Source organism: Pseudomonas sp. NPDC089734, from assembly GCF_044748865.1.
Taxonomy (GTDB): Bacteria; Pseudomonadota; Gammaproteobacteria; order Pseudomonadales; family Pseudomonadaceae; genus Aquipseudomonas.
Genome location: NZ_JBIVGV010000014.1, coordinates 94,425 through 107,893 on the forward strand (window position 1 = coordinate 94,425; position 13,469 = coordinate 107,893).

General features: G+C 59.6%; 13 protein-coding genes. 3 read left to right on the top strand and 10 right to left on the bottom strand.

What is annotated here, in order from left to right:
* Positions 1 to 48 precede the first annotated feature (48 nt).
* The 6 genes from ACIPY9_RS17885 to ACIPY9_RS17910 form a co-directional block, all read right to left on the bottom strand.
* A complete protein-coding gene (locus ACIPY9_RS17885; RefSeq protein WP_400704128.1) occupies positions 49 to 2,505 on the bottom strand; it encodes an EAL domain-containing protein in 2,457 nt (818 codons plus the stop codon).
* A 144-nt stretch (positions 2,506 to 2,649) separates the two neighbouring features.
* Positions 2,650 to 4,545: an ABC transporter ATP-binding protein gene (locus tag ACIPY9_RS17890; RefSeq protein ID WP_400704131.1), complete on the bottom strand. Its 1,896-nt coding sequence runs from the start codon at positions 4,543 to 4,545 to the stop codon at positions 2,650 to 2,652.
* Positions 4,475 to 5,107 carry a DsbA family protein gene (locus ACIPY9_RS17895; protein ID WP_400704134.1) on the bottom strand — a complete coding sequence of 211 codons (633 nt, stop codon included), beginning with the start codon at positions 5,105 to 5,107 and terminating at the stop codon, positions 4,475 to 4,477. Before ACIPY9_RS17895 ends, ACIPY9_RS17890 begins: the two co-directional genes overlap by 71 nt.
* A gap of 3 nt (positions 5,108 to 5,110) precedes the next feature.
* Positions 5,111 to 6,064, bottom strand: coding sequence for a rhodanese-related sulfurtransferase (locus tag ACIPY9_RS17900; RefSeq protein WP_400704137.1), 954 nt, complete (start codon positions 6,062 to 6,064; stop codon positions 5,111 to 5,113).
* A 185-nt stretch (positions 6,065 to 6,249) separates the two neighbouring features.
* Entirely contained in the window at positions 6,250 to 6,543 is a 294-nt protein-coding gene (locus tag ACIPY9_RS17905) for a BolA family protein (RefSeq protein WP_400704140.1), read from the bottom strand.
* A gap of 15 nt (positions 6,544 to 6,558) precedes the next feature.
* On the bottom strand, positions 6,559 to 7,086 hold the full coding sequence (locus ACIPY9_RS17910) for a DUF2059 domain-containing protein (protein WP_400704143.1): 528 nt from the start codon (positions 7,084 to 7,086) through the stop codon (positions 6,559 to 6,561).
* A 172-nt stretch (positions 7,087 to 7,258) separates the two neighbouring features.
* Here ACIPY9_RS17910 and ACIPY9_RS17915 point away from each other — a divergent pair, with 172 nt between their 5' ends.
* Together ACIPY9_RS17915 and ACIPY9_RS17920 are read left to right on the top strand one after the other, a co-directional pair.
* A complete protein-coding gene (locus tag ACIPY9_RS17915) occupies positions 7,259 to 8,653 on the top strand; it encodes a class II fumarate hydratase (protein ID WP_400704146.1) in 1,395 nt (464 codons plus the stop codon).
* Positions 8,646 to 9,260: an NAD(P)H-dependent oxidoreductase gene (locus ACIPY9_RS17920; protein ID WP_400704149.1), complete on the top strand. Its 615-nt coding sequence runs from the start codon at positions 8,646 to 8,648 to the stop codon at positions 9,258 to 9,260. The genes ACIPY9_RS17915 and ACIPY9_RS17920 overlap by 8 nt, the downstream gene beginning before the upstream one ends.
* A 68-nt stretch (positions 9,261 to 9,328) precedes the next feature.
* Here ACIPY9_RS17920 and ACIPY9_RS17925 read toward each other — a convergent pair whose 3' ends face one another.
* Both ACIPY9_RS17925 and ACIPY9_RS17930 read right to left on the bottom strand, forming a co-directional pair.
* Entirely contained in the window at positions 9,329 to 10,288 is a 960-nt protein-coding gene (locus ACIPY9_RS17925; RefSeq protein WP_400704152.1) for a DMT family transporter, read from the bottom strand.
* Positions 10,289 to 10,385: 97 nt separating this feature from the next.
* On the bottom strand, positions 10,386 to 10,979 hold the full coding sequence (locus ACIPY9_RS17930) for a tRNA-uridine aminocarboxypropyltransferase (RefSeq protein ID WP_400704155.1): 594 nt from the start codon (positions 10,977 to 10,979) through the stop codon (positions 10,386 to 10,388).
* A 256-nt stretch (positions 10,980 to 11,235) separates the two neighbouring features.
* Between ACIPY9_RS17930 and ACIPY9_RS17935 the strand changes: the two genes are divergently transcribed.
* Positions 11,236 to 11,493: a hypothetical protein gene (locus tag ACIPY9_RS17935; RefSeq protein WP_400704158.1), complete on the top strand. Its 258-nt coding sequence runs from the start codon at positions 11,236 to 11,238 to the stop codon at positions 11,491 to 11,493.
* A 131-nt stretch (positions 11,494 to 11,624) separates the two neighbouring features.
* Here ACIPY9_RS17935 and ACIPY9_RS17940 read toward each other — a convergent pair whose 3' ends face one another.
* Together ACIPY9_RS17940 and rmuC are read right to left on the bottom strand one after the other, a co-directional pair.
* The gene (locus tag ACIPY9_RS17940; protein ID WP_400704161.1) at positions 11,625 to 11,747 is read right to left on the bottom strand and encodes a PA1414 family protein; all 123 of its coding nucleotides are present in this window, start codon (positions 11,745 to 11,747) and stop codon (positions 11,625 to 11,627) included.
* A 185-nt stretch (positions 11,748 to 11,932) separates the two neighbouring features.
* Positions 11,933 to 13,297 (bottom strand): DNA recombination protein RmuC, encoded by a 1,365-nt coding sequence (gene rmuC, locus ACIPY9_RS17945; protein WP_400704309.1) that lies wholly within the window; start codon positions 13,295 to 13,297, stop codon positions 11,933 to 11,935.
* Positions 13,298 to 13,469: the final 172 nt, after the last annotated feature.

Below are 13,469 nucleotides of genomic sequence, written 5' to 3' on the forward strand. Positions count from 1 at the left end.
GCTCGGCACCAAATGTCTGTATTGCACCTGTCTCGTACAGGGCCTGGTTTAATGCCCTTGCACACCGGCCATTAACGACGCCGGGCGCACGGGCCGGGTATAGAGACTCTCGCAAGTCAACAGCTCGGGACGACCGATCAGATAACCTTGTGCAAAATCCACACCTATTTCCTGCAATGCAAACTCGATCTGCGGAGTCTCGACAAACTCGGCGATCGTTTTCTTGCCCATGACATGACCGATATGATTGATGACTTCGACCATGGCGCGGTTGATCGGATTGTCGAGCATGTCCTTTACAAAACTACCATCAATCTTGAGGAAATCGACGGGCAGATGCTTCAGATAGGCAAAGGAAGACATGCCCGCACAAAAGTCGTCAAGAGAGAACAGACAGCCCAGTGCTTTCAACTCATTGATGAATTGAATGGCACTTCCCAGATCGGCAATCGCACTGGTCTCGGTAATCTCGAAACAGATCATGCCCGGTGCCACGCCATATGTCTTGAACTGCAACTTCAGGTAATCAAGAAAGGCCTCATCGCCAATACTGGAGCCTGACAGATTAATGGCACACAACGCCTGCGGAGCCTGATGCCTGACATCATTCGTACACTCTGCGATCACCCTGAATACGTTTTGCACGACCCAGCGATCCAGTGTCGTCATCAAGCCATAGCGCTCGGCAGCCGGTATGAAGCTGTCCGGTGAAACCATGCGGCCGGACTCGTCGCGCAGGCGCAGCAGGATCTCGATATGCCTGACCCCATCGCCAGGCGGCGTGATCGAGGCGATTTCCTGCGTGTACAGGCAAAAGCGGTTTTCATCCAGGGCCATGTGCAGGCGCTGAATCCAGGCCATTTCGCCGGAGCGCAACGACATGCCTGAATCATCGGGGTGGTAGACCTGAACCCGATTGCGGCCCTTTTCCTTGGCCATGTAACAAGCCATATCCGCCGCCCGAAGAGAAGCCTCCAACGTGACAGGAACATCGCCTATATGCACCAGACCGATACTGACGGTCGTCACGAAGGGCCGACCTTTCCAGACGAAGTGCAGGCTTTGCACCATCTGACGCAGGGTCTCGGCCATTTCATGCCCGGTGTAGGGCGGACAGTCGCACAGCAGGATGCCGAACTCATCGCCCCCCAACCGGGCCAGGGTGTCGCCGTCACGGATCCCGTGCTGCAACACCTTGCAAAGATGCCTCAACAACTCGTCGCCGGCCGCATGGCCATTGGTATCGTTGAGCAGCTTGAACTGGTCCAGATCCATGAACATCAGGCAATGACTGCCCGGTTGCGCATCAGAATGACTGAGCACCTGCTCCAGGCGACGCTCGAACTCACTGCGGTTGACCAGCCCGGTCAGGGCGTCATGAGACGCCTGCCATGAGAGATTGGCGATGTACTGGCGCTCCTGGGTCATGTCGCGCAGCACCAGAACGGCCCCGCTGATCACCCCGTCGCTGTAGATCGGCGACCCCACCAGATCGACCGAAACCGTGCTGCCGTCGAGACGCTGGATCGACTTGCCGCTCGCACTGCCACCCCGCAGCTTGCCACCGAGGATATGCTCCATCAGCGTCGAACTGTCCTTGCGGTCATTTTCATCGAGCAGATTGAACAGCGCCGCCAGCGGCAGGCCACAGGCCTGGCTGTTGCCCCAGTGAGTCAGCCCTTCGGCCGCCGGGTTCATGTAGGCGATGATGCCGGCAACGTCCGTGGTAATGACCCCGTCGCCAATCGACTCCAGTGTGATCTGCGCCCGCTCCTTCTCCAGTTGCAACGCATGAGCCATGACATGGCGTTGTGCGAGGAGCTTGTGGACACGCAACTGGGCCAGAAGGATCAGCACAAAGGCCGTAACCAGGTTGAGAATCACCAGCAGCCAGAGAATGAACCGCGAACCTTCCCCCAGCGCATCACTGAAGGCCTTGGCAATCGGCGTGACCCCTTCATTGATGGCGTTGATCTGAACGTGCCACTGCTGGGTCTCCTCCGGGGTCACAGCCCCTGATGCGATACGGCTCTGGATCGTGCGGGCAAGCCCGTCGAGCCGGGCAAGGTAGTCATCGCCCATGCTCCACCACTGAACGGCTTTCTGCATGTAGCTGACATCATGAAAGTTGCGGTACATCCAGATAATGCCGGAGACATCATCCGGATGGTTTCCGCCCTGAAGAATGGCTTTTTTCGCCTCCTCCAGCAGCGGCTCGGGCCTGTTCAGCGCCTCACGCAGGGCATGACCACTTTGCGGAACAGCAATGGCTTGCTGGTATTTCGCGTAATCACGCTCATCATGGCTGTTGGCATACAGCCCCAGATAGTAGATGGCGTCTTTCTGACCCTTGGACCAGAGACTTTCACCGACCACATAACTGCGCACCGCCGACAAGGTGTAGAGACTCACGCACCCCAGCAGCGCCTGAAAAAGCGCAACGGCCACGAAAGGCCACAGAATGCCCAGAAGACGAGGGTTCGGGAGGGACCGCGACTGCTCCATGGGTTCACTTCACCACATGACTGATTTGAAAGCCCTGACCAGAGCCTAGGCTAAATCCATCGACAGGGACGAGTGTTTTCCCGGATTTTGTGCAACACGCATCACTTCGGACAACGCCAGCCAGACAAAGCGCTGACGTCAAAATCAGATCTGTTGCAAATGCCCGTACAGCCTGGCGTAAAGCCCGCCTTCGGCAATCAGTTGCTGATGGTCGCCATCTTCGGCAATGCGCCCGCCATCAAAGACCAGCACCCGATCGGCCTGCTTAACCGCCGACAGGCGATGAGCGATGATCAAAGTCGTGCGGCTGCGCAGAAAACGCGCCAGGGCCTTGTGCAGGTTGTATTCGGTGGCCGCATCCAGAGCCGATGTCGCCTCGTCCAGAATGACCACCTTAGGATCGGACAACACCATTCGGGCAATCGCCAGACGCTGCCGCTGGCCGCCAGACAAGCGCACCCCGGAACGCCCCACGACGCTGTCCAGCCCCTCGGGCAGCAGACGGATGGCCGGCTCGAGCTGGGCGACCTCCAGAGCCTTCCAGCAGTCTTCGTCCGAGCAGTCGCGCCCCATGGTCAGGTTGGCACGCACGGTGTCGTTGAACAGTGCCGGATGCTGCAACACCACCGCCACATGCTCGCGTACCCGCTCCAGACCGATGTCCTGAAGGCTGGAGCCTCCAAAGCGGATCGTCCCGGTCTGCGCGGTATACAACCCCAGCAGCAACTGGACCAGGGTACTTTTGCCACCACCACTGGCACCGACTATGGCCACTTTCTCGCCGGGTGCAATCGACAGGTTCAGTTGATCCAGCACCCGCTCTTCGCCGTAGCCGAAACTCAGCCCACGCACGTCGATACTCACGGTCTCCCGCCCCTTGAACGGATCGACAACACCGGGGTATTGAGGCTCATCGTCGCGGGCCAGCAGCTCGTTGATCCGCGTCAGCGCCCCACCGGCGGCGTAGTAAGCGTATTGCAGGTTCAGCAATTGCTCGACCGGCGCGATCATGAACCACAGGTAACTGAACACCGCGAGCATCTGCCCAATGGAGAGATCCGAGAACAGCACGGTCAGCATCGCCGCGGCACGGAAAATATCGATACCGAACTGGAACAGCAGCCCGCTGGCACGACCGGAAGCATCACTCTTCCACTGCGAGTTCACGGCGTAATCCCGGACTTCCCTGGCCCGTTGCCCAAGACGCCCGAGGAAAAAGCCCTGCCGGTTGCCCGCACGCACTTCCTGGATGGCGTCCAGGGTTTCACTCAAGGCCTGGGTAAAACGCGACGTACTGTCGTTTTCCAGCTTCTTCAGTTGCTTGACCCGCTTGCCCAGCTTCACAGTGGCAAAGATCACCAGCGGATTGAACAGCATGATCAGCAGGGCCAGCTTCCAGTGCATCCACATCAGAATGCCGGCCGTTCCGGCCAGGGTCAGAATCGCCACCAGAAAACGGCTCAGGGTCTCGCCGACGAACTTGTCCAGCGTGTCCAGGTCCGTGACCAGATGCGTGGTGACCATGCCGCTGCCCAGGCTTTCGTATTCACGCAGGGAAATACGCTTGAGACGCTCGATAAGCCGCAGGCGAATGCGGTAGACGATGTCCTTGCCCAGACCGGCAAACAACCGGGCCTGCAGGACATTGAACAACAGTGCGCCACCGCGCAGGACCAGGGTCAGCAGCAGCATCAGGCCAATATAGCCCGCGGCCTTCTGCCCACTCTCGGGCAGGACATGGTCCATGATTCTGAGCGCGGCATCGCCGCGTCCGAGCAGGACCTCATCCACCAGCAGCGGCAACAGCAACGGAATCGGCACACTGCACAAGGTGGCCAGCAATGCGATGCCATTGGCAATCCAGAGCGCCTTTTTATGGCGCAGCGCCAGGCGACGAATTTCGGCCCAGCTCAGTCTGTCGATACCGGTGTCATGCGGCTTGAGGGAGGATTGACTGTCGGTCGGTTCTTCACGCACTGGCCGCACGCTCCAGCCATCGTCCGAGCAAGGGAGCCAGCGCTTCCAGGGGTTGGTAGCCATTGGTCAGCAATGCCAATTGCCCGTTGCGCTCGGCGAGCAGGGTTGGAAACCCGGCAATGCCCAGGCCTTGTACCCAAGCGAAATCGGATTCCGTCTCCGCTCTCAGTCCGGCGCTGTCGAAAGCATCCGCGAACGGCTGGCGGGCCAGCCCGGCCTGCTCGGCCAGTTCGACCAACAGCGGAGCATGGGTCACATCGCGCCCCTGAGTGTAGAACGCCTGTTGAATCAGCTTGACCAGCGCCCAAGCGCCCTGGGGGTCAAGATTGCGTGCCGCCGTCACAGCCCGACAGGCGGGCGTGGTGTCGTAGATGAAACCGTCCGGCAAGGCACCCTCGAAGCGGAATGGCTGGCCCGTGGTGTTCTCCACGGATTGCCAGTGCTCAAGGATGTAACGTCGCGTGGACGCATCCAGCGCCGTCGTACCGGAACGCAGGCCTCCCATGACCAGATGCAGAGGCACACCTCCCGCCTGCGCCTGCTGTACCAGTGCTTCGGCGACCGGGGCAAAACCCCAGCACCACGAACACATCGGGTCCATGACATAGATCAGGCGGGTAGACATGACTCAAGCCTCGGATTGCAGACGGTAGTTATGACCGATCGGATGCGGCTGGTTGCGAGCCTTTGCCAGCTCGATCTGCTTTTGCCGGTCAATCGCGCTGCGGCGGGTCTTTTCGCTAAGGGTGTTCCAGCAATGCGGGCAACTGATGCCGGGCGTGTAATGCTCGCTGGCACGATCTTCGGCGCTGATGGGTGTACGACAGGCATGACACTGATCGTAGTCCCCTTCGCTCAGGTCGTGACGTACCGTGACACGGTTATCGAAGACGAAGCACTCGCCACGCCACTGACTCTCTTCCTGAGGCACTTCCTCAAGGTATTTGAGAATGCCGCCCTTGAGGTGATAGACCTCCTCGAAGCCCTCGCCCAGCATGTAGCTCGATGCCTTTTCGCAGCGAATGCCGCCGGTGCAGAACATCGCGACCTTCTTGTGGACGGCCGGATCGAAGTGCTCCTTGATGTACTCGGGAAACTCGCGGAACGTGGTGGTCTTGGGGTCGATGGCGCCCTCGAAGGTACCGATGGACACCTCGTAATCGTTACGGGTATCGATCAACAGCACTTCAGGGTCGGTGATCAGCGCGTTCCAGTCCTTGGGTTCGACATAGGTGCCGACGCTCTTGTTGGGGTCCACGCCTTCGACGCCCAGGGTCACGATCTCTTTCTTGAGCTTGACCTTGGTGCGATAGAACGGCTGCTCGTCGCAGTACGATTCCTTGTGGTCGATATCGACCAGACGTGCATCGCTGCGCAACCAGGCCAGCAGGCCATCGATGCCTTCGCGACTGCCGGAAACCGTGCCGTTGATGCCTTCTTCAGCGATGAGCAGGGTGCCCTTGATGCCGTTATCGAGCATCGCCTGCAACAGGGGCTCGCGCAGGGCAACGTAATCGCTGAGGGTGACGAATTTGTATAGCGCAGCCACGACGATCGGCTGAGTCATCGGCTCTTGGGTCATGTAGCTCTCCAGGTGGTGACCCTCGCAAAGGGCCTACCGGATCAAAAATGGAAACGAAAACGCACCGGCCAGGCGGCGCGGTGCGGATTCTAGCAAAACAGGTGTCAGTCAGACATCAGGATATTAAGTCGCACAGGGGCGGCCGATGAAAGCCGCCCTTGCGAGTGGAACCGGACGCAATCCAGTCAGTGACCGCCGGCGCAGGTGGGCGAGGCCGGTGCCGCGCCGACCTTTGCCCATTCGTCAGGCGTATAGGTATGCAGCGCCAGTGCATGGAATTCGCCCATGAGGCTGCCCAGGGTTCCGTAGACTTTCTGATGACGCTTGACCGAGTTCAGGCCCTGGAACTGATCGCTGACCAGAATGGCCTTGTAATGCGTCTCCTGCCCCCGGCTGTGCATGTGGCTCTCGTCGATCACTTGCAGATGTTCGGGTTGAAGCAAGGCCAGCGTCGACTCGATTCGTTGTTGCATGGTCATGATGGAGCGGACCTGTCAGGGTTTCTTGGTAGCAGCCGGGGCTGCGGCTTTGGCGGGTTCCAGCTCGGCGGTCATGTCGGCGAGCAGCTTGTTGACCACCGGCACTGCGCTTTCCAGTTTGTTCTGGGTCAGCTGGGCCGATTGCTGAGCCATTTCAGGCATCTTGGTCATCACTTTCTTGCCCAGTGGAGACTGGTAGAACACGATCAGATCCTTCAACTCGCTCTCGGTGAAGTTGGCGGTGTAGAGCTTGATCATGTCCGGCTTGAGCTTGTCCCAGCCGATGGCCTGATTCAGAGCGGTGTTGGCCTTGGCCTGGTAGGTGTCCAGCAAGGGCCTCTTCGACGCGGGTGCCTTGGTTTCGGCGAAACGCTGGGCAAACATCTGCTGAACCTGTGCGTAGACCGGAGTACCCAGCTTGTCAGCATTGGCAAGCTTGAGGAACGTTTCGGCACTGGCATTATGACTGGCGGTGTCGGCGAGAACCTGGCCGCTGGCACAGACCAGGGCTACCGCAGTACAGATGGCACGAAGACGGGTCATCGAATTTCCTTAATCTGACAAACGAGGCATTACCCCAAGGCCGACCATTCTGCGCCCATGTCCGGTTTCGGCTCAACCCCCGGTTCACCCAGTGGTCAAAAACCCGCCAGCACGGGAACCCTGCCCTGCTATAAGTACCTAACCCCTCACGCACCTTGAAGGAGTATGCCCCGTGAGCCGTACCGAAACCGACAGCATTGGTCCGATCGAAGTCCCGGAAGACGCCTACTGGGGTGCGCAAACGCAGCGGTCGCTGATCAACTTTGCCATTGGCGATCAGTCCATGCCGCTGCCCGTGCTGCACGCCCTGACACTGATCAAGAAAGCCGCCGCCCGGGTCAACGACCGCAATGGCGACCTCCCGGCCGATATCGCCCGGCTCATCGAACAGGCCGCCGACGAAGTGCTCGCCGGCCAGCATGACACCCAGTTTCCACTGGTGGTCTGGCAGACCGGCAGCGGCACGCAAAGCAACATGAACGTCAACGAAGTGATTGCCGGTCGCGCCAACGAACTGGCCGGCCAGGGACGTGGCGGCAAGACGCCCGTTCACCCGAACGATCACGTCAACCGTTCGCAAAGCTCCAACGACTGCTTCCCCACCGCCATGCACATCGCGGCGGCACAGGCGATCAAGGAGCAACTGTTGCCCGCCATCGCCGAACTGTCCAACGGGCTCTCCGAGCAGTCAGCCCGGCATATCAGACTGGTGAAGACCGGCCGCACCCACATGATGGATGCCACGCCGATCACCTTCGGCCAGGAACTCTCGGGCTTTGTCGCACAGCTGGACTATGCACAGAAAGCCATCCGTGCCGCCCTGCCCGCCGTGTTCGAGCTGGCTCAGGGGGGAACCGCGGTGGGCACCGGCCTGAACGCTCCCAAAGGTTTTGCCGAGGCGGTGGCGGCAGAGCTGGCGGCCCTGTCCGGCCTGCCCTTCACAACAGCCCCCAATAAATTCGCCGCGCTGGCAGGCCACGAGCCATTGACGGCCTTGTCCGGTGCGCTCAAGACCCTGGCCGTCGCGCTGATGAAGATTGCCAACGACCTGCGCCTGCTGGGTTCCGGTCCCCGCGCCGGCCTGGCGGAAGTCAGGCTGCCCGCCAACGAGCCCGGCAGTTCGATCATGCCGGGCAAGGTCAACCCGACCCAGTGCGAAGCCCTGTCGATGCTGGCCTGCCAGGTCATGGGCAATGATGTGACCATCGGTTTCGCCGCCAGCCAGGGTCATCTGCAATTGAATGTCTACAAACCGGTCATCATCCACAACGTGCTGCAATCGATCCGGTTGCTGGCCGATGGCTGTCGCAATTTCAACGAACACTGCATCTCGGGCATGGAGCCCGACAGCGAGAAAATGGCCGAGCACCTGGAGCGCGGCCTGATGCTGGTGACGGCACTCAACCCGCACATCGGCTACGACAAGTCGGCCCTGATCGCCAAAAAGGCTTACAGCGAAGGGCTGACCCTACGCGAAGCCGCACTGGCACTGGGTTTCCTCACCGACGAACAATTCGACGCCTGGGTGCGACCGGAAAAGATGCTGGAGGCGGGAAGCAATGGCTGACCCCAAAAGTGGCGCAACACCTCTGGAAGGCAGCGGAAAACGAATCCTGATGGTTTACGGAACCCCGAAGACCATCAGCTTCTGCCATGCCCTGGGTGATGCCTACTTGCAGGGGGCACGCAGCGAAGGCCATGTGGTGAGAACACTCAAGCTCAGCGAGCTGACGTTCGACCCGATCCTGCACCATGGTTATGAACAGAGCCAGAACCTGGAGCATGACCTGCTCGAAGCCCAGCGTCAGATTCACTGGGCCGAGCATCTGGTCTTCATCTATCCCGTTTGCTGGGGCGGCCTGCCTGCCCTGCTGAGCGGCTTCTTCGACCGGGCTTTCATGCCCGGTTTTGCGTTCAAGGCCCATGGTCGCCGGCATCCCTCGAACGAACTGCTCAAGGGCAAGACGTCCGAGCTGCTGGTCACCCTGGACACCCCGCCGCGCTACTTTCACTGGATCTACGGCGCACCGGCACATCGGCAGATGACAAGAACGATCCTGGCTTTCTGCGGCATCAAGAACAAACGCCTGACCGAGTTTGCACCGGTCCGCACCTCCACCGAAGAACAGCGCCAGCAATGGATTCGGCAGGCCGTGCAGCTAGGCAAACGCTGAAACCGTAGGAGCGGATTCATCCGCGAAAACGGCATTCAGCCCTGTACCCTTCGCGAATGAATTCGCTCCTACGCTCCGGCCAGTCGCTGCCTACGGGCCTTCAAGCCAGCCATCAACGAGGGACCCAGGGCGGTCAGCGCCGAACCGGTCACCACCAGCACGGCCCCCCCATAGCCCAGCGCATTGATTTCCTCACGCTGTACATAATCCGGCCACAGCCAGGCAGCAACAGCGACCGAGAGCATCGTCACCAGAGGCGTCAACGCCAGGGTTGCACTGACACGCGAGGCTTCCCAATGAACCAGAGCCTCGGCAAAGGCACCATAGGCCACCAGCGTGTTCAGGCAACAGGCCAGTAACAACCACCCCTGCAAGGGACTCAACTGCAAGGCCTGCATCGGATGCGCCCAGGGTGTGATCAACAGCGCGCAGAACAGGTAGATCACCATCATGACCTGCACTGAATTCCACACCGTCAGCAATTGCTTCTGGCTCATGCCATAGAAAGCCCAGGACACCGCCGCCAGAAAAGCGATCAGAACGCCCAGGGTGTAATCGCTCAGGGAAGTGAACAGCTCCACCAGACGGTCATTGAAGAACAGGCCAAAGCCGACCATCAACACCGTCAGGCCCATGCCCTGCCCAAGACTGAATCGCTCCTTGAACAGAAAGATGCTGCCGAACAACAGCAGGATCGGCCCGAACTGAATCATCAACTGAGTGGTGCCCGGCGTCAGCAGCCGCAGCCCGACCAGATACAGCACATAGTTGCCGACCAGCCCGAACACCGCCAGAACCACCAGCATCTTGCCTTTGGTCCCCAGGACCTTGAAGCCCGGCAGACGACGGGTCGCGGCCAGCCATATGAACAGCATGACACCGGAAACCAGCAGCCTGAACCAGGTCACCGTCACCGGGTCCATCACTTGCAACACCTGCTTGAGCTTGACGGGCAGAATGCCCCAGAGAAAGGCGGTCAGCAGCGCAAGAGAGAGGCCATACAACCAGCGGCCGGAGGAAATGTGCATCGGTCGTCCCAGATCAGATAAAACAGAATCGTCAGTCTAGGCACAGATTTGTCGCACTCACAGATACAGCTGCACACATATAACGCCCCAAATTGTGTCATCGACCGTGATTACGCCGATACGTCTCATCCCCCATCGCCTCGATCTGCCCCTCGATCAAGGCATCGAAAGGCCGCAACAGCGCGGAAAACGAACACTCGGGCTCAAGCGCCTGCAAGGCATGGGTAATCGCTTCCAGGGTCGAAAGGGCATCCGGTCCGGGAGCCTTGCGCAAGCGATAGCGCGAAACCGGAACGGCCCCCAACATCACCCTGGGCAAGGTGGTCAGCAACGGATTGAGGTGAAGCAGCTTTCGCGCCTTGCGCCAGGTGCCGTCCGGAACCACCAGTAACGTCGGGACATCCTGACCGGTATAAGGCGTCAGCACCTGCGCCTCCTCTCCCGGAAACAACAGACGCGCCTGATAGCCGGGCGGGTTCAGCAAGGTTTCCAGATCGTCAAACACCTCGCCGACCACCAACTGCGCGTTGACCAGCCCCAACGCCGCCAGCCGTGCCGTATTCAGGGCGTGATTGACCTCACTGGGATGCTGCAACACCAGCACTCGCGTGCGGCTGTCCAATTGTGGAATCAAGGCACACAGACAGTGGTTGCCGGGGCGCAGGCAGCGCTCGCAACGGACACGGGACATGGTTCTCTCCTCAGGACGGATCAGAGCAGTGTCTTGAGCAGATCACGGAAAGTCTGGACAAGGTTTCACGAATAAAAGCGCAACAACGGGACAAACAGGGTGCACAGTCTAGCCGATACCGCCATCTTCCCTGAAGCCGGGCACCCGTCGTCCCGTCCGGAGCATGGATAAACTTGAGCTAGCCTGAGAACGAACAGGGCTGGTCCATACGCGGTTCCCCTGCTTGATCCCGAACAGATTGAGGCTTGGGGTTTTCATGAATCGCGAGGAAATCAACCAGAGGGTACTCGATGCGCTGGGCGTTATCCTGGTGGACAAGTCCCGCCTCGACGACGATGTCACCTTCAAGGCTCTCGTTCTGGACGAAGACGATATCAACGCGCTGTTCGGACGACTGGAGCAAGAGTTCGGCTTCGACTTTCCCGACTTCATAAAGGAGCGCGCAATCCATCGCCCCGAGCATCTTTCATTGCCGATGGTGGTGGATCTGATTGTGCTGATGCAGAAGCCGTAATCAGGAGCGCGCCGAGTAAAATACGGCAGCAAAAGAAGGCTAAGGCAGTTGAATGCAGATAACGGGACGCGGCCTTGCGTCCCGAACAGGTGAGCGCCTGCACTGATGACAGGTCGCGGTCAGTCAGTGACTCACCGACGTGGACGGCGACGCTCATCCTCGGCGCGCACAGGAATCGGTTGCAACTTGGGCCGCTCGATCAACCCCAGTGCAACGCCAAGATCATGGAGCCATTCTTGCAATTTGCTGTTCATATACGCCCCCTTGAGGGAAAAACCAGGCAACCGGCATATGCAGGCCGCTAATACTGATCATAGAAGCAAGTTTTCATTTAGCCGAGTCTCGCGGAAAACATTTTTCCGGATGGCAGCAATGTGACATCTCCGGGCCTTTCCTTCCAGCCTTTGCGACAGACGGTTTTGGCTGACCGTTGAGCCCACTACTCAGGCAGACGCATCAGCCCGTCTTCATCGGTCATCGCACGCTCAAGCAGGTCGGCAGGCAGACTTTTACTGGCACGAGCCCCCAGCAATTTGAGCTGTTCACTGCGACTGACCAGATTACCGCGCCCTTCCGTCAACTTGTTGCGCGCCGAGGCATACGCCTTGTCCAGTTGCTGCAGGCGAGCGCCGATTTCATCCAGATCCTGAATGAACAGCACGAACTTGTCGTACAGCCAACCGGCCCGCTCTGCAATCTCCCGGGCATTCTGGCTCTGGCGTTCCTGCCGCCACAGGCTGTCGATGACCCGCAAGGTGGCCAGCAACGTCGTCGGACTGACAATCACGATATGGCGGTCGAACGCCTCCTGAAACAGATTCGGCTCAGCCTGCAAGGCTGCCGAAAACGCCGCCTCGATGGGCACGAACAGCAGGACGAAATCCAGGCTGTGCAACCCTTCCAGCCGTTTGTAGTCCTTGCCGGACAGGCCTTTGACGTGATTACGCAAGGACAGCACGTGCTGCTTCAAGGCGGCCTGACCGATCACCTCGTCACCTGCCGATACATATTGCTGATAAGCCGTCAGGCTGACCTTGGCATCCACGACCACCTGCTTGTCGCCGGGCAGCATGATCAGCACATCAGGCTGAAAACGCTCACCGTCCGGCCCCTTGAGGCTCACTTGCGTCTGGTATTCACGCCCCTTTTCGAGGCCCGCGTGTTCCAGCACCCGCTCCAGAATCAGCTCCCCCCAGTTACCCTGGGTTTTCTGCCCCTTGAGCGCCCGGGTCAGGTTGGTCGCCTCGTCGCTCAGACGCAGGTTCAACTGCTGCAGGCGCTCCAGCTCCTTGCCCAGGGAAAAACGTTCGCGGGCTTCGTTCTGGTAGCTTTCTTCGACACGCTTCTCGAATGACTGGATGCGTTCCTTCAACGGATCGAGCAATTGCCCGAGCTGCTGCTGGCTGGTTTTGGCAAACCGCTGCTCGCGCTCGTCGAAAATCCTGCCCGCCAATTCGGCAAACTGCGCACGCAACTCGTCACGCGCCCCTTGAAGGTCGTTCAGCCGCTGCTGATGGCTCTCCTGCTGCTCGCGTAACTCGGCGCTCACCGCCGCGCATTGGGCATCGAGACGACGCAGCTCGGCTTCCTTCCCGGCGCGTTCGATATTCCAGGCATGGGCCGCATCGCGGCTGTTATCGCATTCCTGGCGCAACAGCTCCACTTCTCGACGCACAGCGGCCAGATCGGCCTGCCTGGCTGCATTCGCCTGGCTCAGATCACTGATCTCGTCCCGGCTGGCATCCAGTTGAGCGTTCAGACCGTCCTGTGCCAACTGCGCCATGCTCAAGCGCTCGTCCAGCAAAGCCGTGTCCGCTTTCAGACGGCTCATTCGCCGTTGCAATTGCCAGACTAACGCCAGCAGCGGCAATGCCGCCGCACCCAGCCCCAGCAACAGGCTGTTCATGTCCAAGGCCATAACGACTCCATGCATGTCGGCTCATTGCCTGAGGCAGTGCGCACAAAATGTTTACGAA

What these genes read in the sequence shown, in the direction of transcription:
- ACIPY9_RS17885 (WP_400704128.1), bottom strand. Translation starts at nt 2,505, where the DNA reads ATGGAGCAGTCGCGGTCCCTCCCGAACCCTCGTCTTCTGGGCATTCTG.
- ACIPY9_RS17930 (WP_400704155.1), bottom strand. Translation starts at nt 10,979, where the DNA reads ATGTCCCGTGTCCGTTGCGAGCGCTGCCTGCGCCCCGGCAACCACTGT.
- ACIPY9_RS17900 (WP_400704137.1), bottom strand. Translation starts at nt 6,064, where the DNA reads ATGACCCAAGAGCCGATGACTCAGCCGATCGTCGTGGCTGCGCTATAC.
- ACIPY9_RS17910 (WP_400704143.1), bottom strand. Translation starts at nt 7,086, where the DNA reads ATGACCCGTCTTCGTGCCATCTGTACTGCGGTAGCCCTGGTCTGTGCC.
- ACIPY9_RS17890 (WP_400704131.1), bottom strand. Translation starts at nt 4,545, where the DNA reads ATGGCTACCAACCCCTGGAAGCGCTGGCTCCCTTGCTCGGACGATGGC.
- ACIPY9_RS17940 (WP_400704161.1), bottom strand. Translation starts at nt 11,747, where the DNA reads ATGAACAGCAAATTGCAAGAATGGCTCCATGATCTTGGCGTTGCACTG.
- ACIPY9_RS17920 (WP_400704149.1), top strand. Translation starts at nt 8,646, where the DNA reads ATGGCTGACCCCAAAAGTGGCGCAACACCTCTGGAAGGCAGCGGAAAA.
- ACIPY9_RS17925 (WP_400704152.1), bottom strand. Translation starts at nt 10,288, where the DNA reads ATGCACATTTCCTCCGGCCGCTGGTTGTATGGCCTCTCTCTTGCGCTG.
- ACIPY9_RS17935 (WP_400704158.1), top strand. Translation starts at nt 11,236, where the DNA reads ATGAATCGCGAGGAAATCAACCAGAGGGTACTCGATGCGCTGGGCGTT.
- ACIPY9_RS17895 (WP_400704134.1), bottom strand. Translation starts at nt 5,107, where the DNA reads ATGTCTACCCGCCTGATCTATGTCATGGACCCGATGTGTTCGTGGTGC.
- ACIPY9_RS17905 (WP_400704140.1), bottom strand. Translation starts at nt 6,543, where the DNA reads ATGACCATGCAACAACGAATCGAGTCGACGCTGGCCTTGCTTCAACCC.